The organism is Streptomyces sp. NPDC047315 (assembly GCF_040643215.1).
Classification (GTDB): domain Bacteria; phylum Actinomycetota; class Actinomycetes; order Streptomycetales; family Streptomycetaceae; genus Streptomyces.
Genome location: NZ_JBEYTZ010000057.1, coordinates 1 through 22,708, shown reverse-complemented (window position 1 = coordinate 22,708; position 22,708 = coordinate 1). Strand labels below are relative to the sequence as shown.

Here is a 22,708-nt window from a genome sequence, read left to right as displayed (position 1 = left end):
GGCGGCTCAAGGTCGTACGGGGTGCCGGAGGCCGTCGCCGCCGCCCGTGCCGCCGCCGACACCGATGCCAATGCCGAGGAGCGTCCGGATGAAACGGCGGCGCTCGCCCGGCTGCCGGCCCGAGGTTCCCGTCAGTTGCCGGCGCAACCACCTCACCGCTCCCCGGTGTTCGCCCGGCGCGGGCGACAGCAGGAAGTCGACCAGTTCGTCCACGACCGGGTCGGAGAGCGCTTCGAGCGTGACGGTGGTGGCGTGCCGCTTGCCGCCGCCCCAACCGGGCCGGCGCCGCAACAGCTGCGGGCCGGCCGACACCACCACGAAGAGCGGCGCGCCGGCGGCGCCCACCAGCCCGTCCACGAAGTCGAGCACCTCGTCGTCGGCCAGGTCGAGGTCGTCGACGACGAGGACGAGCGGTCGGCTCAGCTCCGTGTGCTCCAAGAAGGTGCGCCATTCGGTCAGTTCCGTCGTCGGGTCCGCGCTCGGGGCGGGCGGGCTGTGCGGGTGCAGGAACGGCACCAGGCACGTCTTGAGCCACAGCATCCGCTCGTCCGCGTCGTCGACCATGCGGCGGAACGCGCCCAGCAATTTGTCCATCTGGCGCTGCGGCGGGTCGTCCGGGCGGATTCCGCAGAGTGCGTTGACCATTTCGCACTGGATGGCGTGGACGCCGTTCGCACCGCTGCCCGCCCCGGCACCGCTCCCCGCCCCGACGCCGGTTGGCGCGTCGCGTCGGTCGCGTCCGTCCGCAGCTGGAACCGGGGCCGGGGCCGGAACCCGGTGGCTGGCCAGGTGCACCAAGTCGACGACGCGGCGCTCGAACTCCGCCAACAGCCGCGACTTGCCCGTGCCAGCCTCTCCCAGCACCGTGACGAGTTGGGCGTGCGAGCGCTGCCGGGACAGTTGCTCCAGGCCACGCAACAGCCCCAGCTCGAACTCTCGGTCGACCAGGGGCAGCGAGACGTGTCCGATGGTGTCCCTGCGCACTCCCCCGACCACCCATTCCTCTTCGGCCCGGTCACTGCGGCGGTACGCCACGGTGGACCGGGTGGCCCGGCGCGTTTCGCCGCAGACCCTGACCTCCCCCTCGCGCGCGTGCGCCAGCAGGGTGCGCCCCCGGTCGAGCAGGGGGCCGGTGATCGCCACCGGGCTGCCGTCGTCGAGCCGGTGACGCACCAACGCCTCCCCGCTGACCACCGCGGCGCGCAGGGACAGCCCCGCGTCAAGGGCACCGGTACGGGCCGTGGCGCGGGCGCGCAGCTCGTCGCCGATGGTGAGGGAGGCCAGCACCGCGCACTCGGCCGCGTCGGCGTGCTGCCCCCGGCCGCCGAACAGCGCCAGCGACACCGGGCCGTGGGTGGCGCTGACCCGGCCTCCGTAGTACTCGATGCCGTCCGTGATGAGGGTGCCGATGTCCGCCATCGTGTCGTCCAGGCGGAGCGGGTCGGCGATGGCGCCCGCCACGCCGGGACAGGCCCGCAGCATGAGGACGCTCATGGGCTCGCGCTCACCGCGCACACCGGGTTCGCTGTGCGTCTCTGGTTCGCCGAGCACGCCACGTTCATTGCGCGTCTCTGGTTCGCCGCGGCCCATGGATACGACCTGCCGGTCCGGGTGCTCCGGCTTCGCCCGGCGCGCCAGGTGATCGTCCCGCCGCGGCTGCTGGTCGCGCCCGGGTGCGCGCTGCACCGGGATCGACGGTACGTGGCCCTGCCGGGCGCTCGCCGTCGACAGGGCGGCGGACCGCTTGGGCGGCGATGGTTCGCTGCGCGAAGCGCACGTCCCGGAGCGTGCGGCTCCGGTCAGCACCACGCCCGGCCCCGGGTCCGGTCCCGCGGTCGGCTTGGCAGTCGGTCCGGCGGTCGCCCGCATCGCGGCGGGCCTGCGGACGACGGCAGCGTCCGGCACCGGTGCCGGTACGACGGATAACGCGCCGTCCCGGCGGTCGAGTTCCCAGGGACCGACCGTGCCGGGCGGCAGCAGGGAGTCGTCGTGCGCCAGGATCGCCCGCTGGAGGTTCCGCAGTTCGCGGCCCGGCTCCAGGCCGAACCCCTCGACGAGCGCCGTACGCACCCTGGTGTAGACGCCCAGCGCGTCCGCCTGACGTCCGCTGCGGTACAGCGCGAGCATCAGCTGGCCGGACGAGCGTTCGCGCAGCGCCGTGCGCGCGACCATCGACTCCAGCTCCTCCAGCACCGCGAGGTGGTGGCCGCAGGCCAACTCGGCGTGGAAGTAGTCCTCCATCACGTTCCACTGGGCGTTCTGCGCGGCGGCCAGCTCCGGCCAGTCGATGCCGGCTTCGACGAGGTCGGCCAGGACCGGGCCGCGCCACGGCGCCAGGGCGTCCCGCAGGACGCGGGCCGCGCGCTCGGGCTCGCCCGCGGCGAGGTGCGCCCGTCCCTCGTCCGCGCGGCGGTGGAAGCGGAAGAGGTCGACGTCCTCGGGATCCACGGTCAGCCGGTAACCGGGCGGCCTGGTGTCCAGTGCGGTCGCTCCGGTCGCACCCGTCGCTCCAGTGACGTCGGTCGCTCCGGTCGCGCCAGTGGACGACGTCACCCCGTTCAACTCGCGCCGCAGGCCCCACACGGCGTTCTGAAGGATCTTCCGCGCCGAGAACGGCGCGTCCTCGACCGACCACAGGGCGCCGATGAGCTGACTGGTCGCCACCACCCGGTTGGCGTGCAGCAGCAGATAGCCCAAGGTCGCCCGCTGTTTGATCCCGCCGAGCACGAGGGAGCGATCGCCGTCCAGCACTTCCATCGGCCCCAAGATCCGGAATTGCACGTGTCCATCTCCCCAGTGCGCGCGAAATCATGAACAACATCGACGCAGAACCGAAAACAAATTCGATCTCCGGCTTCACGGGGGAACTGACCGACCCCAGGCATACCTCTCAAAGCAGCCCCCTCCCGAAGGATAGTGCAAGTCGCAAATAAATCAATTGCCAACGCAACTCCCACCATTCGCCGCCCCGAAAAACTTCATAGACCTTGGCCGAAAACCCTCGAAATCCCCTTTCCGCGCCAACGCCCACACCACCCGCACCAATAGCAACACACCACAGCTCACCACGGCCCAAGAAGGCCCGATGACCGAGGAGTGGACGAGCGGTGCCGACCAGTACCGCCCCGCTCCCCCACTATTCAGCGACCGAAAAAATCCACGGCGCGCACAATGGGGCGCACACGCCGGCGCACAGCCGATAACCACCGGCGCGAACTACTCGACTCCGCGCATTCGGGCCTCATTCCAAGCTCCGCGGAACAGCTGGTTACTGCGGCATGACCGAGCCCAGGACGGCCGAATCGAATATCCGACTAAGGTCGCTCCGGCAGCTCTGAATCCGGTGCCGCTTTGCTGCTTCCACGGATTAGGAGAACCCATCCCATGCCGGCGACCACCGCTAACCGCCAACCGACCACCGCCGCGGACACCGTCCCCGGGGCGCTGTCCCTGCGCAGCGCCGCACACCCCGACGAGATCGCCTACGTCTTCCTGCGCAACGGCGAGGAACCCGGCGACACGCTCACCTACCGCGAACTCGACGAAGCGGCGCGCGCCCGGGCCGCCCGCTTCGGCTCCGCCGGGCTGACCGGCCGCAACGCGCTGCTGGTGTACCCGTCAGGCCCCGAGTTCATCGTTGCGTTGATGGGCTGCATGTACGCCGGGGTCGTCGGGGCGCCCGTCCAGGTCCCCCGCCGCCGTCACGGCGTCGAACGGCTGCGCCGGATCGCGGACGACGCCGGGACCGCGACGGTGCTCACCACCGCGGAGGTCAAGCACGACCTCGAACAGCGCTTCGGCGGCCTGCCGGAACTGCGCGGGCTGACCCTCGTCGACACCGGTTCCGCGCCGCCGGACGACGTTCCGCCCGCCCGCCCGGCCGAGCCGCACCCGGACGCGGTGGCCCTGCTCCAGTACACCTCCGGATCCACCGGGGACCCCAAGGGTGTGATGGTCACCCACGCCAACTTCCGCAGCAACGTGCTGGAGACCGAGTCCCTGTGGCCCTGCGGCCCCGGCACGGTCTTCGTCTCGTGGCTGCCGCTCTTCCACGACATGGGCCTGCTGTTCGGCGTGCTGCTCCCGGTGTGGGCGGGCGTGCCGTCGTACCTGATGGCCCCCGAGGCGTTCATCCGTCGGCCGGCCCGCTGGCTGGAGGCGGTGTCCCGGTTCCGCGGCACCCATTCGGCGGCCCCGAGCTTCGCGTACGAACTGTGCGCCCGCGCCGCGCGGGAGGGGCGCACGGCGCACGTGGGCGACCTGTCGAGTTGGCGGATCGCCGCAAACGGGGCGGAGCCCGTCCGCTGGCACACGATCCGCTCCTTCGCCCGGGCCTTCGCGCCCCACGGCTTCGACCCCCGGGCCATGACCCCGGGGTACGGACTCGCGGAGAACACGCTCAAGGCGACCGGTACTGCGCAGGACCGCGCACCGGCGACCCTGACCCTGTCATCCGTGGCCCTGGGCGAGGGCCGGGTGGAGCCGACGGACGGCACCGGCGCGGCCACGACCGTCGTCAGCAGCGGGGTGCCCACCCTCGACACCGCGGTGCGCATCGTGGACCCGGTCACGCGCGAGCCGTGCCCGCCCGACCGCGTCGGCGAGATCTGGATCAGCGGCCCCTGCGTGGCAGCCGGGTACTTCGGCCGGCCCGAGCTCAGCGAGGAGACCTTCCGCGCCCGCATCCGCGGCGTGCCTGACGCACATCTGCGCACCGGTGACCTGGGCTTCCTGCGGGACGGCGAGCTGTACGTCACGGGCCGCCTCAAGGACGTGATCGTGCACCGGGGCCGCAACCACTACCCGCAGGACGTCGAGCTGTCCGCCGAGGGGGCGGTGAGCGGTCTGCACCCCAACTGCGCCGCCGCCTTCGCCGTCGACGACGGTGCCCGGGAGGTGCTGGTGCTGGTCGTCGAGGCGGACGGCAGGGTGCTGCGGGACCCGGGGGCGGCGGCGCTGCGCAAGCGGGTGCACGACGCGGTGCACGAGGACCACCGGTTGACGGCGGACCACGTCCTGGTCGTACGCCGCGGGGCGCTGCCCCGGACCTCCAGCGGCAAGGTGCAGCGCAGGGCGTGCGCCGAGCGCTACGCGGACGGCTCGCTGGCGGCCCACGCGGTGCACGAGGACGCTGAAGCCGCTCCCCCGCGGGTGGCGCGGTGACCGCGCGGGCGGCCGACGCGACCGACGGGCCGAGGGGTCCCGTCGACCGGGGTGGGAACCCGCAGGCCGGGCCGCCCGCGGCAGCGGCCACCACCCGGGATCGGCTCGTCGAACTCGGCCGCAGACGGGCCGCGCTGGCGCGGTCGTACGACCCCGGGGCGGTGGAGCGTCAGCACGCCAAGGGCAAGCTGACCGCGCGCGAACGCGTCGAAGCGCTGCTCGATCCGGGGTCCTTCGTCGAGTTGGACGCCCTGGCCCGGCACCGCTGCCACGGCTTCGGGCTGGCCGACAAGCGTCCCCTCGGGGACGGGGTGATCACCGGTTACGGCACGGTGGACGGCCGTCGGGTCTGTCTGTTCGCGCAGGACTTCACGGTCTTCGGCGGCACGCTCGGCGAGGTCTTCGGCGAGAAGGTCGTGAAGGTCATGGACTTCGCGATCCGCACCGGCAGTCCCATCGTCGGCATCAACGACTCCGGCGGCGCCCGCATCCAGGAGGGGGTGGCGGCGCTGGCCCTCTACGCGGAGCTGGGCAAGCGGCACGTGACGGCGTCCGGAGTGGTCCCGCAGATCTCACTGATGGCCGGCCCCTGTGCCGGCGGCGCCGTGTACGCGCCCGCGATGACCGACTTCGTGGTCATGGTGGACCGGATCTCCCACATGTTCGTGACGGGTCCCGACGTGCTGCGGACGGTCACCGGCCAGGAGGTCGGCCGGGAGGCACTGGGCGGCGCCCGCAGCCACAACACCGTCTCCGGGAACGCGCACTACCTGGCGTCCGACGAGCCGGACGCCTTCGAGTACGTACGGCAGCTGCTGTCCTACCTGCCGTCGAACAACATGGAGGACCCGCCCGTCTACGCCGTGCCCCCGGGGCTCGACGCGGTCACCGGGACGGACCTGGCCCTGGACTCCCTGGTGCCGGACGACCGTTCGCAGCCTTACGACATGCGGCAGCTGGTGCACGCCGTCCTCGACGACGGCGAACTGCTGGAGGTGCAGCCGCTGTTCGCCCGGAACATCGTCTGCGGCTTCGGGCGCGTCGAGGGGCACAGCGTCGGGGTGGTGGCCAACCAGCCGGCGGTCATGGCGGGCGCCTTGGACATCGCGGCCAGCGAGAAGGCGGCCCGCTTCATCCGGACCTGCGACGCCTTCCACGTCCCGGTCCTCACCTTCGTGGACGTGCCCGGCTTCCTGCCCGCCCTCGAACAGGAGCAGGGCGGCATCATCCGGCGCGGCTCGAAGCTGTTCTACGCGTACGCGGAGGCGACGGTCCCCATGGTCACCGTGGTGACCAGGAAGGCGTACGGGGGCGGATACGGCGTCATGGGCTCCAAGCACCAGGGGGTGGACGTCAACCTCGCCTGGCCGACGGCGGAGATCGCCGTGATGGGCGGCGCGAGCGCGGTGGGCGTGCTGCACCGGCGGGCGCTGGCGGAGGCCGCCGACCCGGTGGCGGAGCACGAACGGCTGCGGGCCGCCTACGACGAGGCCCTGTGCAACCCCTACGCGGCGGCGGAGCGCGGGTACGTGGACGCGGTGATCATGCCGCACGAGACGCGTCAGCAGATGGCGCGGGCTCTGCGGGCGCTGGGTGACAAGCGGGTGTCGCGGCTGCCGCGCAAGCACGGGAACATCCCGCTGTGAGCGGGGTGCCCGCCCCCTTCGTCCGCGTCCTGCGCGGGGAACCGTCGGCGGAGGAGTTGGCTGCGGCGCTGGTCGTGTTGGGGCTGCTCGTCGGCGAGGTCGCGCGCCGGGCGGCCGATGAGCGCGAGGCGTACGCCGGGCGGCGCGGGCAGCGGACGGATTGGCAGCAGCGGTGCCCGGGCCCGCGCGGTCCGGGCGTCTGGCGGGACAGCGGCTGGCGGGAGAGCGGCTGGCGTTGACGGTCAGTCACCCGAGCGGCGATCGTTCCCGCAAATGAGGGGCAGCCGTCCGCGGTGCCGAAGCCCTCTCGGCAGCGCGGACGGCATGCGACGTCAGGGCGGTCGGACGTCAGTTCTTCGGCGTCAGATCTTCGGAGTCAGTTCTTCGGGGTCACTTCTTCGGGCGTCGTGCCACCGCGAGGACGTAGCCGGCCTCCGGCAGGGCGGCGATGCGCGGCAGGAGGTCGACCGAGGCCAGGAACTCCACCGCGGCTGCTTCTTCGGCGGGTGCCTCGACGGCGGCCAGGGCCTCGGCGAGTGCGAGGTAGGTGGGGCGGACGTGCTCCCCGATGTCCTGGAACTCGGACAGGACCAACCCGGCGTCGGCGATGGCGGCGCGGTACTCCTCGGGCCCGGCCAGCGACGGGGCCCGGAAGAGTTCGCACATGCGGCGCACGGACTCCGCCTTCTCCCCCGTCACCGGCGCCCGCAGCAGGAAGTCGCAGATGACGATGCGTCCGCCGGGGCGCAGCGTGCGGAATGCCTCGGAGAGCGCCGCCGCCCGGTCCGACATGTGGGTCAGCGACTCGACGGCCCAGACGCCGTCGAAGGAGGCGTCCGGGAACGGCAGCGCCATGGCGTCCGCCACCTGGAAGTCGACCCGGTCGAACAGGTCCGATCGGCCGGCCGCGGCCACCCGCGCGCGGGCGAGGGCGACTTCCCGGTGGCTGATCGACACTCCCGTGACGCGGGCGCCGCGGGACGCCACGTGCACCGCGGGCTTGCCGGTGCCGCAGCCCACGTCCAGCAGCCGCTGTCCCGGGCCGGGCGCCAGCCGCTCGACGACCAGGTCGGTGAGCCGGTCCGTGGCCTCTTCGAGCGAGCTCGGGTCGGTCTCGTCGTGCCAGTAGCCGAAGTGGACGTTGCCGGCCGCCGCCGCGTCCACGACCGCACTGTTCCGGTCGTACAGCTGACCGACGTCAAAAGGGGAGGCTTCGATTTTTCCCTGGGGGTTTTCCTTCATTCGGAACTCCTTGCCGAGGGGCCGGGGCGAGCCGTTCGAATTCGCTCACCGCGGTGCCGTCGAGGCCGCATTCCGGCCACCTCCCCATGGACGGATCCGATAACGGGAAGGCACAACGACGCTATGAATGTTAGGCCCTTGAAGGGCCTTGAAGGAATGTCTGCGAAGGCGGACCATGGAAAGTCCATGACGGCGGCGGAGTGGAGTTGCACATGGCCGGGGAAATGCAGGCACCCGTGACGGTCGTCGGACTGGGCGCGATGGGAACGGCGCTCGCCGAAGCGTTCATCCGTTCGGGAATCGCGACGACGGTGTGGAACCGCACTCCGCAGAAGGCCGCCGGCGTGGTGGAAAAAGGGGCGGTGCACCGGACGACGGTTCAGGAGGCGGTCGCCGCCAGCCCCTTGGTCGTCACCTGTCTCACGACGTACGAGGTCACGCGGGAGGTCTTGGAGCCTGCCGGCGAGTTCCTGGCGGGCCGGACGCTGGTCACGTTGAACAGCGGCACTCCGCCCGGGGCGCGGGAGATGGCCGCGTGGGCGGCCCGGGCGGGGGCGCGCTTCCTCGACGGTGCGGTCATGAGCGTGCCGGACTCCGTCGGCACCCCCGACACCCTGGTGTTCTTCAGCGGCGACACCGCCACCTTCGAGGAGCACCGGGCGACGCTCGGCGCGCTGGGCGGCGGCACCGTCCACCTCGGCGCCGAGCCGGACTTCACCGCGCTGTACGACTCGGCGCTGGGCGGAATCCTGCTGCCCACCCTGCTCGGCTTCCTCCAGGGCGTCGCGCTCGTCACCTCCCGCGGCGTCCCGGCCGGCGACCTGGTGCCGTACGCCGCCGCTTGGCTGGAGAAGATCGGCGCGATCCTGCCGGAGCTGGCGCGGGAGGTCGACAGCGGGGAGTACGCCGACCCCGCGTCCTCCGTGGGGATCTTCCACGACGGCGTCGCCTCGCTCGTCCGCGACGGCGAGGCGGAGCAGGGCGTGGGCGTCGACGTCAGTTGGCTCGCCCCCGTCCAGGACCTGTTGCGGAAGGCCGTCGCCGACGGGCACCGGGACCACAGCATCGCGGTGTTGGCCGAATACCTCAGGAAGCCGGGGCGGTCGACGTGAGCGCAGAGTTGTTCTCCGCCGCGCGGTACGTCAGCCTCACCACCTTCCGGAGCGACGGCACCGGGGTTGCCACGCCCGTGTGGTTCGCCCAGCGGGACGGCAAGCTGTACGCCTGGACGCCCAGTTCGTCGTGGAAGGTGCAGCGGCTGTCCCGCGACCGGCGGGTGGTGGTGTCGGTGTGCGACGCGCGCGGCCGGGTTTCGGCGGGCGCCGCCAGCGCCGAGGGCGTCGCGGAACTCCTTGACGACCCCACCGAGGTGCGCGCCCTGCTGGCCCGCAAGTACACCTGGCAGTTCTGGCTGGTCGACCTGGCCAACAGGGCGCGACGGGTGAAGCGGCCCGCCACGGGCATCGCCGTGACGTTCCCGACCGATCGCCCCTGACGTCGGAGTCCCGTCCGGCCAGGTTCCGGCCGGTCGGGTCCCGTCCGGTCGAGTTTCGTCCGGTCAGTTGGACCGGGGCTTCAACACCCGCGCCAGCATCGCTGGCCGGGCCAGCGCGATCGGGCTGTGCAGTGCTCCGGCGACCCGGATGAACTCGGCGGCCACCGCGGAGTCGAGTTCGGCGGCGGCCACCACCCGGCGCAGGTACCACAGGGCCACGCCCGAGCCCGGGGCGCGGCGTCCGCCCACGCTCGGGAAGAAGGAGTCCGAGAGGCTGGAGAACCGCCACGACCCGGCGACCGCGCGCGCCGCGTCCCGGAAGAAGCCGCGGTGGATGCCGTCGAGGCCGTCGCGCAGCCGCCGTTCGAGGATGAGCGCGTACGCGGCCGAGTACATCACCCCGGTCCCGTACAGCGGGTTGAGGACCGCCAGGGCGTCGCCCGTCACCAGCAGCCCTTCCGGGAAGCGGGCGAGCTTGTCGTACCGACGGCGGAAGGTCCTCGGGACCTGGAAGGAGTGCACATCGGTGAGGAGTTCGGCGTCCCGGATGACGGCCCAGACGTCGTCCGGTGCCAGGGCCCGCACCTGGTCCATGAACTCCTCGGGGTCCGTGCTCGGCCGGTGGTCGCCGTATCCGTAGACCGTCAGCGTCCAGCGGCCTTCTTCCTGGACGGTGAAGTACAGGCCCCTGGGGCGGTCCAGTCGGGGGCCGACGGCGATCGCCCGGTCCCGGGGGAAGACGTCCGGCGCACAGCCCACGATCCGGCTGGCGTACGCCAGGTTCACCTGGATCTGTTCCTCGTTCGGCAGCGGATAGCCCAGCTCCGTCAGCCAGGCGCGGGCGCGGCCCGTGCGCCCGGTCGCGTCGACGACCAGGTCCGCGGCGAGGTCCTCCGCTTCGCCTCCCCCGCCGCCGCGGGCGACGGTGACGCCGGTGATCCGGTCGGGGGTCTTGGCGATCGGCGCGACGGCCTCCCAGCCGTGCCGCACGGTGAGGTTGGTGTGGGCGTGGATCCGCTCGCGGATGCCGTCCTCCAGGAAGGGCCGGCTCGCCCAGACGGTCTCCAACTCGGTCTCGGACTGGCGCAACCAGTGGCCGTAGTAGAACAGGCGGTGTTGGCTCAGCATCCCCGCGGGGACCCCGCCGTCCGCGACGTACTGCTCCGCCAGCCCGGGGAAGAGGCTCTCCAGCAGGTGGTTGGCCTTCAGCGCGAGGACGTGGGGGTGCCACCCCTGGGGCACGCCGCGCCGGGGGCCGACCTCGCCGCCCGCGTCGCGCTCGACGACGGTCACCCGGGTGAAGTGCTGCGCGAGCACGTGCGCCGCCATCAGCCCGCTCATGCCCGCGCCGAGCACCACCGCGTGCGTCCCGGTCGCTGTCATCGGTCCTCCGTAGGTCGTGACGGACGGATCCCCCGCTGCTCGGCCGACGTGTGGTGCGTACGCAGCGATTGTCGGCGGCGGAGGACCCGCGGCGGGTCACTGCACGCTCATCGGTGCGTCATCCGCCGTTCGCACCTCGATCCGGTACGGGGCGACGCCCCGCCCCGGGGCGCCGACGGGCCCGTCGGGTGCCGTGAGGACACCGCGAAGACGCCCACGACCTGGGATTTTTGACCTTAGCTTTACCATTCCTTAGTCGCCCTTGTACCGTTGGCCGCTCACGCCTAAGGGAGGGAACGGGGTTGGACGTCTCAACGACCTTGTGGGTGCTCACGGTTGTCGGACTGTGTGTGCTCATCGCGGCCGACTTCTTCATCGGCGGCCGGAAGCCGCACGAAGTCTCGATCAAGGAGGCGGGCATCTGGACGATCGTCTGGATCGTCCTCGCCGTGCTCTTCGGCATCGGGCTGATGATCTGGGGCACCGGGCAGGCTTCCGGCGAGTTCTTCGCGGGCTACGTCACGGAGAAGTCACTCAGCGTCGACAACCTCTTCGTCTTCGTGCTGATCATGGCGAAGTTCGCGGTTCCGTCGATCTACCAACAGCGCGTGCTGATGATCGGCGTGCTCATCGCGCTGGTGATGCGCGCGGTGTTCATCGCCGCCGGCGCAGCCGCGATCAACTCGTTCGCCTGGATCTTCTACATCTTCGGCGCCTTCCTGATCTACACCGCCTGGAAGCTCATCCAGGAGGCGCGGGCCGGCGAAGAGGAAGAGGACTGGGAGGAGGGCCGGCTGATGAAGGCCATCGAGCGCCGGCTGCCCTCCACCGACCAGTGGCACGGCACCAAGCTGTTCATCCGTGAGAACGGCAAGCGGCTGGCGACCCCGATGCTGATCGTCATGCTGGCGATCGGCGTCACGGACGTGCTGTTCGCGGTGGACTCGATCCCGGCGATCTTCGGCCTCACCCAGGACCCGTACATCGTCTTCACCGCGAACGCCTTCGCGCTGATGGGTCTGCGGCAGCTGTACTTCCTCATCGTCGGCCTGCTGAAGAAGCTGGTCCACCTGTCGTACGGCCTGTCGGTCATCCTCGCCTTCATCGGCGTGAAGCTGGTCCTGCACGGCCTGCACGAGACGACGAGCCTGCACGTGCCGGAGATCTCCCTCCCGGTCTCGCTGGGCGTCATCTTCGGCGTGCTGATCATCACCACGATCACCAGCCTTGCGGCAGCGAAGAAGATGGCGGCGAAGGAAGCCGCCGAAGCGGACGGTTCGGAGTCCTCCGAGCGGGCGGACGCCCAGGGCTGAGCCCTCCTGCCACACCGGCCCGACCGCACCCGGACTCCGGGGGCGGTCGGGCCGGCGCTTTTCCCCCGGTGAATCGACTTCCAGAATTCCACGGAATCCGTGCGCGTCGGAATCCGTGCGCGTCGGAATCCGTGCGCAACGAACTCAGCGGTTAAGCGGGGCGAACTGCGCCGCCATTTAGGGGCCCCTATTCCTCGTTGAACCCCTATTTTCCCCGGCTGACCTCCACAAACCCGTGCACGGCCCTCTAGCATCGCCGCGTCGCATTCATTTGCACTCACAGCACAACAACCGGGAGCGTGCATGGTTTCTCGAATCGCGGTGGCCGGTGGGGGCATCGCCGGACTGAGCGCCGCGTTGCTGCTCGCCCGCCAGGGGTACGAGGTCGACCTGGTGGAGCGGGACGGCCCTCCGCCGGACGACCTCGGCGACATACAGACCTGGCAGCGACCCGGCGCACCTCAGGTCCGTCATCCGCACATGTTCCTCGGCCTGTTCCGCAACCTGCTGTGCACTCGGCTTTCGGACGTGCACGCCGACCTCCTCGCACACGGCGTCGAAGAGGTGGACATGACCGCGCCGCCCGGGGTGGCGGCCCCGCCCGACGCGATCGACCTGGCGGGGTTCGGCTCCCGGCGGGCGACCGTCGAGTGGGTGCTGCACCGCGCCGTGCGCAAGCAGGCCGGCATCCGGGTCCACCAGGGCGTGTCCGTGCGGGACGTCGTCGTCGAAGGGGGGCGGGTCACGGGGCTGCGCGTCGACGGCGCGGTGATCGACGCGGACGCGGTGGTGGACGCCACCGGTCGGCGCTCGGCGCTCGCCGGCGCCTTCACGGGCGCGGAGGAGGAGAGCCCCTGCGGCAACGTCTACCACAGCCGTCTGTACCGGCTGTTGGCGGACGTGCCGCAGCCGCCGATGTTCCTGGTGCCCGTCGTCTTCGCGGGCGGCGCGGGCTTCGGCGGCGGGCTGTACGCGCACGACAACCGCACCTTCGCCGTGGTGTTCGCCCGGCTGCCGGAGGACGACGTGCTCGCCCGGCTCCGCGAGGTCGGCGCCTTCGAGGCCGCCGCGGGGGCGGTGCCCCAGTTCGAGCCCTGGCTGCGGGCGGGCAACTCCGAGCCGATCGCCACCGTCACGCCGATGGCCGGACTCACCAACACCTGGCGTGAGTTGTCGCCTGCGGCGCCCGTCGGCTATCTGCCGATCGGCGACGTGCTCTGCACGACCGACCCCGTCCTGGGCCGCGGTGCGTCGTTCGCACTGGCCGGCGCGGTCCGTTTGGCCGATCTGATGGACCGCAACGCCGGGGACCTGGAGGCGGTCGGCGCGGGGCTGCGGGCCTACGCCCGCGACGAGGTCCGCCCCTGGTACGACGACGCGGTGCGCGACAACGCCCAGCGCACCGAGCTGTGGCGGGCCACGGTCGAGGGCCGGCGCGCGCCGGAGGCCGACCTGCCGCTGGCCGTCCTCGCCGCCCTGGCCGGCATGCAGGACCTGCGGCTGTGGGAGCTGGCGCAGCTGCGCGCCAACCTGCTGGCCGCCCCGGACAGTCTGGACACCCCGGAGGTCAGCAAGCGGCTGGACGCCGTGCTGTCCAGCGGCTGGGAGCCCCCGGTGCTCTCCCCCGGTCCGACGTACACCGAGCTGACCGACGCACTGGCCGCCCAGACCGGCTGAACGCTCACACCACTCGGCCCCGGTCCTCGCATTCCGTGAGGACCGGGGCCGACGCGTGGGCCGGGCTCAGTCGACCGTCGGCTGCGGGAGTCCCCGTAGCCAGGCGTCGACCGCTTCTGCGGTCGTGGTGGCGCCGGACTGCATCATGGAGAAGTGGTCGCCCGGCACGTCCCGCAGGGTGTTCGGCAGCGGCCACGTCAGGCGCCAGCCGTCGCCCGAAACGGTGTCGGTCACCGCCTCCGTCGGACGGACGAACAAGGTCGGCGTGGTGACCGGCTCGGGCTTCCAGTCGTCGAACAGCCTCAAGTAGGCGCCCATCGCGGTCAGTCGGACGCCGTCGAGCCGTCCGACCGTGGACTCGTGGTCGAACATCATGTCGATCAGTGCGTCCTGCACTTCGGCGAACGCGGCGCTGCCCGGCAGGTACGTGTCGATCAGCGCGGTGCCCACCGGCGGCAGCCGCCGGGACTCCAGCCGGCTCGTCACGGCGTGCGCCAGCCAGCCGCCCGCCGAGTGGCCGACGAGGGCGAACGGCCGGCCCTCGGCGCACTTCAGGGTGGTGTCTGCGAGGAGGTCGACGACGGCGTCCAGGTCGGCCGGCACCGGCTCGTCCGCGGTGAAGCCGGGCACCGGCACGAACCACGCGTCGCACCGCCGTTGGAGCGCGGCGCCGAAGCGTGCGTACTGATAGACCCCGGACAGGGCCGTGATGGTGGAGAGGCAGACCAGCACGGGCCCTTCGGAGCCGCGGGCCAGCCGGACCGGGCGCGGCGGGTCGGGCAGGTCGGCCGGGGCGGTGAAGTGGTCCCGGAGCCGGGACGCCGCGACGAGGAGGTCCATCGCCTCGTGCACCTTCCGCTGCGCGCAGGCCGCCCGGTACAGCGACTCGATGCTGTCGGGCACGGCGCTTCGGGGTGCTTCCTCGGGTACGGCAGCGGGCGCCGGTTCGGCCTCCAGTTCCGCGTCGAGGTACGCCGCCAGGGCGAGCGGGGTCTCGTGGTCGAAGACGAGCGTGGCCGGCAGCCGTAGCTCGGTCGCCGCCTGCATGCGGTTGCGCAGTTCGACGGCGGTCAGCGAGTCGAAGCCTAGTTCCCCGAACGGGCCGTCGATCGGGACCTGTGCCGCGTCGGCGTGGCCGAGCACGGCGGCCGTGGCGTTGCGGACCAGCTTCAGGAGGATCTGGCGGCGCTCGTCGGGCGTCCGGCCGGCGAGTTCCCGGCGCACCGTCGCTTCCGGCTCGACCGGGCCTCGCGGCGCCGCCCGGTCGGGGGCGTGCACCAGGCTGCGCAGCAGCGGCGGAACGGTCGCGTCGGTGGCCCGGGCGCGCAGGGTCGTCATGTCCACCCTGGCGCCGAGTACCGTCGTGTCGGCCGTGGCGAGCGCCGCGTCCAGCAGGGCGAGTCCGCCTTCGGTGTCGAGCGGCGCGAGTCCGGCGCGCGTCATCCGGCGCAGGTCGGCTTCGGACAGGTGAGCGGTCATTCCGGTGCGCTGTCCCCACAGGCCCCAGGCGATGGACAGCGCGGGCAGCCCGGCGGCGCGCCGGTGTCGGGCGAGCCCGTCCAAGAGGGCGTTCGCCGCTGCGTAGTTGCCCTGCCCGGGGCTGCCGAGTACGGCCGCGGCAGAGGAGAACAGCACGAAGGCCGTCAGGGGGCGGTCGCGGGTCAGCTCGTGCAGGTGGATCGCCCCGTCGGCCTTGGACCGCAGCACCGCGCCCAGTTGCTCGGGGGTCATCGACGTGATGACGGCGTCGTCGAGCGCCCCGGCGGCGTGGATGACCGCGCTGAGCGGCCGGTCGGCAGGGACGGCGTCCAGGACGCTGCGCAGGGCGTCCCGGTCGGCGGTGTCGCAGGCCGCGAAGGTGGCCTCGCAGCCGAGTGCGTCCAGGTCCGCGCGGAGTTCGCGGGCACCGGTGGCCTGCTCTCCGCTGCGGCTGACCAGCAGCAGGTGCCGTACGCCGTGCTCGGCGGCGAGGTGTCGGGCCACGTGTGCGCCGAGGGTGCCGGTGCCGCCGGTGACGAGCACGGTGCCGGTGAGCGGGGCGGGCCGGCCGGTCGGTGCGGGCACTCGGGACAGCCGTGGTTCGAGTACCGTCCCGGCGCGTACGACGAGTTGCGGCGCGCCGCCCGTGACGGCCTCGACGACGGCCCGGGGCACCACGTCGCCGTCGAGGTCGAGCAGGGTGAACCGGCCGGGGTGTTCGGCCTGTGCCGAGCGGACGAGCCCCCACAGGGCGGCGGCGACGGGGTCGAGGGCGTTCGCGCCCCGTGTGACGACCACCAGGCGGGTGGTGGCGTACTGCTCCTCGGCCAACCAGGTGCGCAGGAACGCCAACTGCTGCGCGGTGGCTTCGTGGACGTCGTCGACGGCGCAGGCGGTGGGCCGGGTGCTCGCCGCTGCGAGCAGGACGACTGCGGGTGCCGGTGCGGCCGTCAGGGCGGGCAGGTCGGGGTGTGCGGTGGCGTCGGCTCCGCCTGCGGCCAGCAGCGTACGCAGTTCGTCCGCGCCGTCGCCCACGACCGCCCAGGCTCCGGTCTCGGACGGGGCGTCGGCCCGTGGTCCGGTGCTCTCCCGCCAGTCGAGTCGGAACAGTCCGCCGCCGGAGAGCCGCAGCCCGCGGGTGGACACCGGGCGGAACTCCAACGAGTGCGCGGACAGCACGGGGGCGCCGGACTCGTCGGTCGCGGTGACGGCGATGCCGCCGTTGCCGGCCGGGGCCAGCCGCAGCCGCAGGGCGGTGGCGCCGGCGCGGTGCAGGGTGAGTCCGGTCCAGGCGAACGGCAGTCGGACGCCGGCGTCGGCGTCGGCCCCGTCGGGCACCTCGGTGTTTGTCCCGGTCGCGGCCAGGCCCACGGCCTGGATGCCGGCGTCGAGGAGGGCGGGGTGCAGCCCGTACCGGCCCGCTTCGGGCGCGATCCGGTCCGGGAGCCGCACTTCGGCGAAGACCTCGTCGCCGCGGCGCCAGACCTCGCGGACCCCGCGGAACGCGGGCCCGTATCCGTAGCCGAGTTCGGCGAGCCGGTCGTAGCCGCCGGTGAGGTCGACGGCGGTGGCGTCCGCCGGTGGCCAGACGGCCGGGCCTTCGGCGACCGGCAGGGTGGTGGCCGGCAGGGTGGTGGCGGTCAGCGTGCCGGTGGCGTGTCGGGTCCACCCGGCGTCGTCCGCGCCGTCGCCGGCGCGGGAGTGGATGCGCAACTCCCGGCGCCCGACGGGGTCGGGCGGGCCGACCCTGACCTGGATGCGCAGGTCCTCGTCGTCGGGGACGACGAGCGGGGCTTGGAGGGCGAGTTCCGCGACGACCGGGCTACCGCAGCGTTCGCCGGCGCGCAGCGCGAGTTCGACGAAGGCGGTCCCGGGCAGCAGTGCCACGCCGGACACCTGGTGGTCCGTCAGCCAGGGCAGGGCCAGGGTGCGGACGCTGCCGGTGAGGACCAGTTCGTCGGTGTCGGCGAGCGGGACCTCGGCGCCGAGCAGCGGGTGGTCGGCCGGTTCCACCCCGGCCGCGGCGACGTCCCCCGGTACGGGCGGCGCGGCCTCGATCCAGTACCGCTGCCGTTGGAAGGCGTACGTGGGCAGGTCCACCGGTTGCGTGGGGCGTCCGGTGAAGGCGGGGCGCCAGTCGACCGGCACGCCCCGGACGTGTGCTTCGCCGAGGGAGGCGTGGAAGCGGTCGAGTCCGCCTTCGTCGCGGCGGAGCGTGCCGACGGCGACGGCGTCGATCCCGGCGGCTTCGGCGGTGTCGAGGACGCCGGCGGTGAGGACCGGGTGCGGGCTCATCTCGGCGAAGGTGCGGTGCCCCTGGTCGAGCAAGTGGCCCACGGCGTCCTCCAGCAGGACGGTGAGCCGCAGGTTCCGGTACCAGTAGTCGGCGTCGAGGGCGGCGGTGTCGATGCGTTCGCCGGTGACCGTGGAGACGAACGGCACGGCGGCCGGCCGCGGCGAGAGGCCGTCGAGCCGGGCGAGCAGCGGTTCGCGCAGCGCTTCCATCTGCCGGGAGTGGGAGGCGAACCGGACGGGGATGCGACGTACCCGTACGCCGTCCGCTGCGCACTCCTCCAGCAGTGTGACGAGGTCGGGGACGGGTCCGGTCACCACGACCGAGCGCGGCCCGTTGACGGCGGCGACCTCCAATGCGTCGCCCCGGCGGGCCAGTTGCTCCTGGACCCAGGTGACGGGGGCGGCGATCGACGCCATGCCGCCGCTGTCCTGGAGGTCGGCGAGCATCCGGCTGCGGTGGGCCACCACGGCGGCGGCGTCTTCGAGGGACAGTGCGCCCGCCACCTGCGCGGCGGCGATCTCGCCCTGGCTGTGGCCGATCACGGCGGCCGGGCGGACGCCGTGGGCGCGCCACAGTTCGGCCAGCGACACCATCACGGCGAACAGCGCCGGCTGCACCACGTCCACGCGGTCCAGCGGCGGCGCGCCGGGTGCGCCGCGCAGGACGTCGGTGAGCGACCAGTCCAGGTGCGGTGCCAGGGCCGACGCGCACGCTTCGATGCTGTCGCGGAACACCGGCGACTCGGCCAGCAGCCGTACGGCCATGCCGTCCCACTGCGAGCCCTGGCCGGGGAAGACGAACACGGGGCGCGCGTCGGTGTCGGCCCGGCCGCTGGTCGCGTACGGGGACTGTGCGCCGCCGGCGACCGCGTCGAGGCCGGCGAGGAGTTCGTCCCGGTCGGCGCCGCGGACCACGGCGCGGTGGGCGAAGACCGATCGGGTGGTGGACAGGGCGTGGCCGATGTCCACGGGGTCGGGGGCGGGCGTGCGGCGCAGCCGGCGCCGCAGCCGGTCGGCCTGGTCGCGCAGGGCGGGCTCGGACTTGGCGGACAGCACCCACGGCGGTACGACGGCGGGCGTACGGTCCACGGCTGCGGCCTGCTCTTCAGGCGCGGGCTCTTCCGTTGCGGGGGTTTCGGGCGCGGGCTCTCCCGTGGCCGGCGTTCCAGGCGCGGGCGCCTCTTCCAGGATGACGTGTGCGTTCGTGCCGCTCATGCCGAACGACGAGACGCCGGCGCGGCGCGGGCGGTCAGCCCGCGGCCACGGCTGCGCCTCGGTGAGCAGCCGCAGCGGGCCTTCGGACCAGTCCACGTGCGGCGACGGCTCGTCGACGTGCAGCGTGCGGGGCAGTTCCTCGCGCCCCAGCGCCAGCACCATCTTGATCACGCCGGCCACGCCGGCGGCGGCCTGGGTGTGACCGATGTTGGACTTCAGCGACCCGAGCCACAGGGGGCGGTCGGCGGGGCGCTGCTGGCCGTAGGCGGCCTGGAGCGCCTGGGCTTCGATCGGGTCGCCGAGCGTGGTGCCGGTGCCGTGCGCCTCGACGGCGTCGACGTCGGCGGTGCCGAGCCCGGCGCTGCGCAGCGCCTGTCGGATGACGCGCTGCTGCGACGGGCCGTTTGGGGCGGTGAGGCCGTTGCTTGCGCCGTCCTGGTTGACGGCGGAGCCGCGGATCACGGCCAGCACCCGGTGTCCGTTGGCCACGGCGTCGGACAGTCGCTCCAGCAGCACCATGCCGACGCCTTCGGCCATGCCCATGCCGTCGGCGGACGCGGAGAACGCCTTGCTGCGCCCGTCGGCGGCGAGGCCGCGCTGGCGGGCGAAGGTGAGCAGCGATCCGGGTGTCGACATCACCGTGACGCCGCCGGTCAGCGCCATGGAGCAGTCGCCCTGCCGCAGCGCCTGCGCGGCCCAGTGCAGCGCCACCAGGGACGACGAGCAGGCGGTGTCGACGGAGACGGCGGGGCCTTCGAGCCCGAAGGCGTACGCGACCCGGCCGGACACGACGCTCGCCGCGTTGCCGGTGCCGAGGTAGCCCTCCAGGCCGTCGCCGCCGGACAGCAGCAGCGGCGCGTAGTCCTGTCCGTTGGTGCCGACGAAGACGCCGGTGTCGCTGCCGCGCACGCCCTCCGGGGCGATGCCGGCGTGTTCGAACGCCTCCCAGGAGGTCTCCAGGAGCAGCCTTTGCTGCGGGTCCATGGCGATCGCCTCGCGGGGGCTGATCTCGAAGAAGGCGGCGTCGAACGCGCCGACGTCGTGCAGGAAGCCGCCGCTGCGCGCGTACACGGTCCCGGCGCGGTCGGGGTCCTCGTCGTAGAGGCCGGACACGTCCCAGCCGCGGTCGGTGGGGAACGGCGCGATGACGTCGACGCCTTCGGCGACCACCTGCCACAGGTCTTCGGGGGACGTGACGCGGCCGGGGAAGCGGCAGCTCATCCCGATGACGGCGATGGGTTCGTCGGTGGCGGCCCGGCCGGTGGGCAGGTCAGCGCCCGGGTCGCCGGCGGACGCCCGGTCGGGCGCCAGCTCACGGAGCAGGAATCCCGCCACCGCCGTGGGGCTGGGGTAGTCGAAGACGAGCGTGGCGGGGAGCCGTACGCCGGTCGCCGTCGACAGCCGGTTCCGCAGCTCGACGCCGGTCACCGAGTCCATGCCCAGTTCCCGGAACGCCTTGACCGCGCCGACGTCGTCCGGTTTCGCATAGCCCAGTACGGCGGCCGTGACGGCCTGGACCTCGGTCAGCACGATCTGCTCGTGCTCGTCGGCCGCGGCGGCGGCAAGCGCCCGTGCCAGCTTGGATGTGCGTGCGGAGTCCGGGTCCCGGCCGGTCTCGGCCTCGGCGGCGGCTTCGGCCGCGGCATCGAGTACGTGCCGCACCTCGGGGAGGTCGCCGATCAGCGGCCGGGGCCCGGCGGCGGTGAACGTAGGTACGAAGCGGTCCCACTGCACGCGGGCGAGCACCACCGACGGTTCGGCCAGGGCCAACAGGCCGGGCAGGGCGGCGAGGGCCACACCGGGGTCGGTCACCGGCACCCCTTGTCGGCGCAGCAGGTCGACCAGTTCGGGCCCGCCGTCCCACGGGCTGACGGCGACGGAGGTGACGGGCCGGCCGGCTGCGGACTCCCGTTCGGCGAGGGCGTCCAGGTGGGCGCCGCCGGCGGCGAGCGCGCCGTGTGCGCCGCCGCCCCAGACGCCGGCGACGGTGGATGTCAGCACCAGTGGGGTGTCGGGGTGGTCGGTGCGCAGCACCTCGGCCAGGGCGTCGGCGCCGGCGCACCGCTCGCCCAGTACGCGGGCGGCGTGCGCTGCGTCGCTCTCCCGTATCTGCGCGAGTTCGATCGCGCCGGCGGCGTGCACGACGGCGGCCAACGGCGCGCCTTCGGTGGCCTCGGCGGCTTCGGCGAGCAGGGTGCGCAGCGCCTGCGGGTCGGTCAGGTCGCCGGTGACGGCGACGGTCGGCGTGCCGGCCTCGTTCAGTTCGGCGCACAGGTCGGCCACGTCGTCGCCGACGAGGACCAGGCGGTCGGCGCCGCGGGCCGCGAGCCAGCGGGCCAGGTGGCCGCCGGGTCCCTGGGCGCTGCCGGTGACCACCACCGTCCCGGGCGCCGGCCACGCGGGGCGCGGGGCGCCCGAGTCGTCGGCGAGGGGCAGCAGTCGACGGCCGAAGGCACCGTCGGGGCGTACGGCCACTTGGTCCTCGCCACCGTTGCGGGCGAGCCAGGCCGCCGCCCGGGACAGCGTGTCGCCGTCCGCATCGGTCGGCAGGTCGACCAGGCCGCCCCAGCGGTCCGGGTGTTCGAGCGCGAAGCACCGGCCCCAGCCCCACAGCCGCGCCTGTACGGGGTCGGGCACGGCGCCGTCGCCCGTGCCCACAGCGCCCGAGGTCAGCTGCCACAGTCGGGCCGGCCGGGGGGCGGACGCCACGGCGCGCAGGAGGCCGAGCGCGGCGTCTCCGCCGAGCAGCGAGACCACCCCGGTGGGCGTCGCAGCGGGCGTGTCCGGGCCGGCTGCACCGCCCTCGGCGACGGCTTCGTCCAGGATGCGCGTCAGGCCGTCCGGGTCGGCCGGATGGGCCGCTTCAGACGCTTCAGACGCTTCGGGCGCTTCGGCGGGCACGACGACGCGCGCCGTGCCGCCTTGCTTCGCCAGCGCGTCCACGAGCGCGCTGACGCGGGCGGACCGAGCCTCGTCGGCTTCGCAGACCAGCAGCCAATCGGTGGCCCGGGGTGCTTCGGCGAGGTCGGGGTTCGGCAGCGGCTTCCAGCCGATCCGGTAGCGGCCGACGGAGTTCTGCTGGGCGCTCGCCGGCGGGGCGAGCCAGTAGTGCTGGCGTTGGAAGGCGTACGTCGGCAGTGTCACCGGCTCGACGGCGGGCAGGAGCTTGCGCCACGCCACCGGCAACCCGGCAACCCAGGCAGCCCCCAAGCTGCTCAACAACTGGGCCCGATCGGGTTGATTACGGCGCAGGGTGTGCAGCACCCGACCGTCCGTCACCGACTGCTCCAACGCCAACGACAACACCGGATGCGGACCGATCTCCACGAACACCTGCGAACCCGACCCCTGCAACACCCCCACCACATCCGCAAACAGCACCGGCTCCCGCAGATTCCGATACCAGTACGCGCCATCCAGACCGCCCGCCGGCACGACCTCACCCGTCACCGTCGACACCAACCTCGGCCCCGAACCACCCAGATCAACAACCCCAGCCAACTCAGCCCGCAACTCCTCCTCCACCACCTCCACCTGCGCGTGATGCGACGCATAATCCACATCAATCCGCCGAGCCCGCACACCTGCCTCGTCCAACCGCGCACACAGTTCGGCGACCTCGTCCGCCGGACCACTCACCACAATCTGCCCCGGAGCGTTCACCGCCGCCACCGACACACCCCGCGTCAGATGCTCCTCCACCGCCTCCGGATCCAGCCCGATCGACGCCATCGCACCCCGACCAGCCAAACTCCGCAACGCACGCGACCGCAACGCCACCACCCGCGCACCGTCCTCCA

At 72.9% G+C, this 22,708-nt stretch carries 11 protein-coding genes; 7 read left to right on the top strand and 4 right to left on the bottom strand.

What is annotated here, in order from left to right:
- Positions 1-6: 6 nt before the first annotated feature.
- The gene (locus ABZ842_RS36830) at positions 7-2,781 is read right to left on the bottom strand and encodes a BTAD domain-containing putative transcriptional regulator (protein ID WP_361547505.1); all 2,775 of its coding nucleotides are present in this window, start codon (positions 2,779-2,781) and stop codon (positions 7-9) included.
- Between the two features lie 603 nt (positions 2,782-3,384).
- On the opposite strand from ABZ842_RS36830, the gene ABZ842_RS36825 reads away from it, so the two are divergent.
- Genes ABZ842_RS36825 through ABZ842_RS36815 form a run of 3 tightly spaced genes read left to right on the top strand, consistent with a single transcriptional unit; the run spans position 3,385 to position 7,048 of the window.
- On the top strand, positions 3,385-5,163 hold the full coding sequence (locus ABZ842_RS36825) for a fatty acyl-AMP ligase (RefSeq protein ID WP_361547502.1): 1,779 nt from the start codon (positions 3,385-3,387) through the stop codon (positions 5,161-5,163).
- Positions 5,160-6,809 (top strand): acyl-CoA carboxylase subunit beta, encoded by a 1,650-nt coding sequence (locus ABZ842_RS36820; RefSeq protein ID WP_361547499.1) that lies wholly within the window; start codon positions 5,160-5,162, stop codon positions 6,807-6,809. The genes ABZ842_RS36825 and ABZ842_RS36820 overlap by 4 nt, the downstream gene beginning before the upstream one ends.
- Positions 6,806-7,048, top strand: coding sequence for an acyl-CoA carboxylase subunit epsilon (locus tag ABZ842_RS36815; protein WP_361547496.1), 243 nt, complete (start codon positions 6,806-6,808; stop codon positions 7,046-7,048). Before ABZ842_RS36820 ends, ABZ842_RS36815 begins: the two co-directional genes overlap by 4 nt.
- Before the next feature lie 151 nt (positions 7,049-7,199).
- On the opposite strand, the gene ABZ842_RS36810 is transcribed toward ABZ842_RS36815, so the two are convergent.
- Complete coding sequence (locus tag ABZ842_RS36810; protein WP_361547493.1) at positions 7,200-8,051, bottom strand: methyltransferase domain-containing protein; 852 nt, start codon at positions 8,049-8,051, stop codon at positions 7,200-7,202.
- 212 nt (positions 8,052-8,263) lie between these two features.
- Between ABZ842_RS36810 and ABZ842_RS36805 the strand changes: the two genes are divergently transcribed.
- Together ABZ842_RS36805 and ABZ842_RS36800 are read left to right on the top strand one after the other, a co-directional pair.
- On the top strand, positions 8,264-9,163 hold the full coding sequence (locus tag ABZ842_RS36805; protein WP_361547490.1) for an NAD(P)-binding domain-containing protein: 900 nt from the start codon (positions 8,264-8,266) through the stop codon (positions 9,161-9,163).
- Positions 9,160-9,546 carry a PPOX class F420-dependent oxidoreductase gene (locus tag ABZ842_RS36800; protein ID WP_361547487.1) on the top strand — a complete coding sequence of 129 codons (387 nt, stop codon included), beginning with the start codon at positions 9,160-9,162 and terminating at the stop codon, positions 9,544-9,546. Before ABZ842_RS36805 ends, ABZ842_RS36800 begins: the two co-directional genes overlap by 4 nt.
- Before the next feature lie 63 nt (positions 9,547-9,609).
- Here ABZ842_RS36800 and ABZ842_RS36795 read toward each other — a convergent pair whose 3' ends face one another.
- Complete coding sequence (locus tag ABZ842_RS36795) at positions 9,610-10,929, bottom strand: FAD-dependent monooxygenase (RefSeq protein WP_361547484.1); 1,320 nt, start codon at positions 10,927-10,929, stop codon at positions 9,610-9,612.
- 302 nt (positions 10,930-11,231) lie between these two features.
- Here ABZ842_RS36795 and ABZ842_RS36790 point away from each other — a divergent pair, with 302 nt between their 5' ends.
- Both ABZ842_RS36790 and ABZ842_RS36785 read left to right on the top strand, forming a co-directional pair.
- Entirely contained in the window at positions 11,232-12,242 is a 1,011-nt protein-coding gene (locus ABZ842_RS36790) for a TerC family protein (RefSeq protein ID WP_361547481.1), read from the top strand.
- A gap of 303 nt (positions 12,243-12,545) precedes the next feature.
- Entirely contained in the window at positions 12,546-13,919 is a 1,374-nt protein-coding gene (locus ABZ842_RS36785) for an FAD-dependent oxidoreductase (protein WP_361547478.1), read from the top strand.
- Positions 13,920-13,985: 66 nt separating this feature from the next.
- On the opposite strand, the gene ABZ842_RS36780 is transcribed toward ABZ842_RS36785, so the two are convergent.
- The coding region (locus tag ABZ842_RS36780) for an SDR family NAD(P)-dependent oxidoreductase (protein ID WP_361547475.1) at positions 13,986-22,708 on the bottom strand (8,723 nt) is incomplete at its 5' end.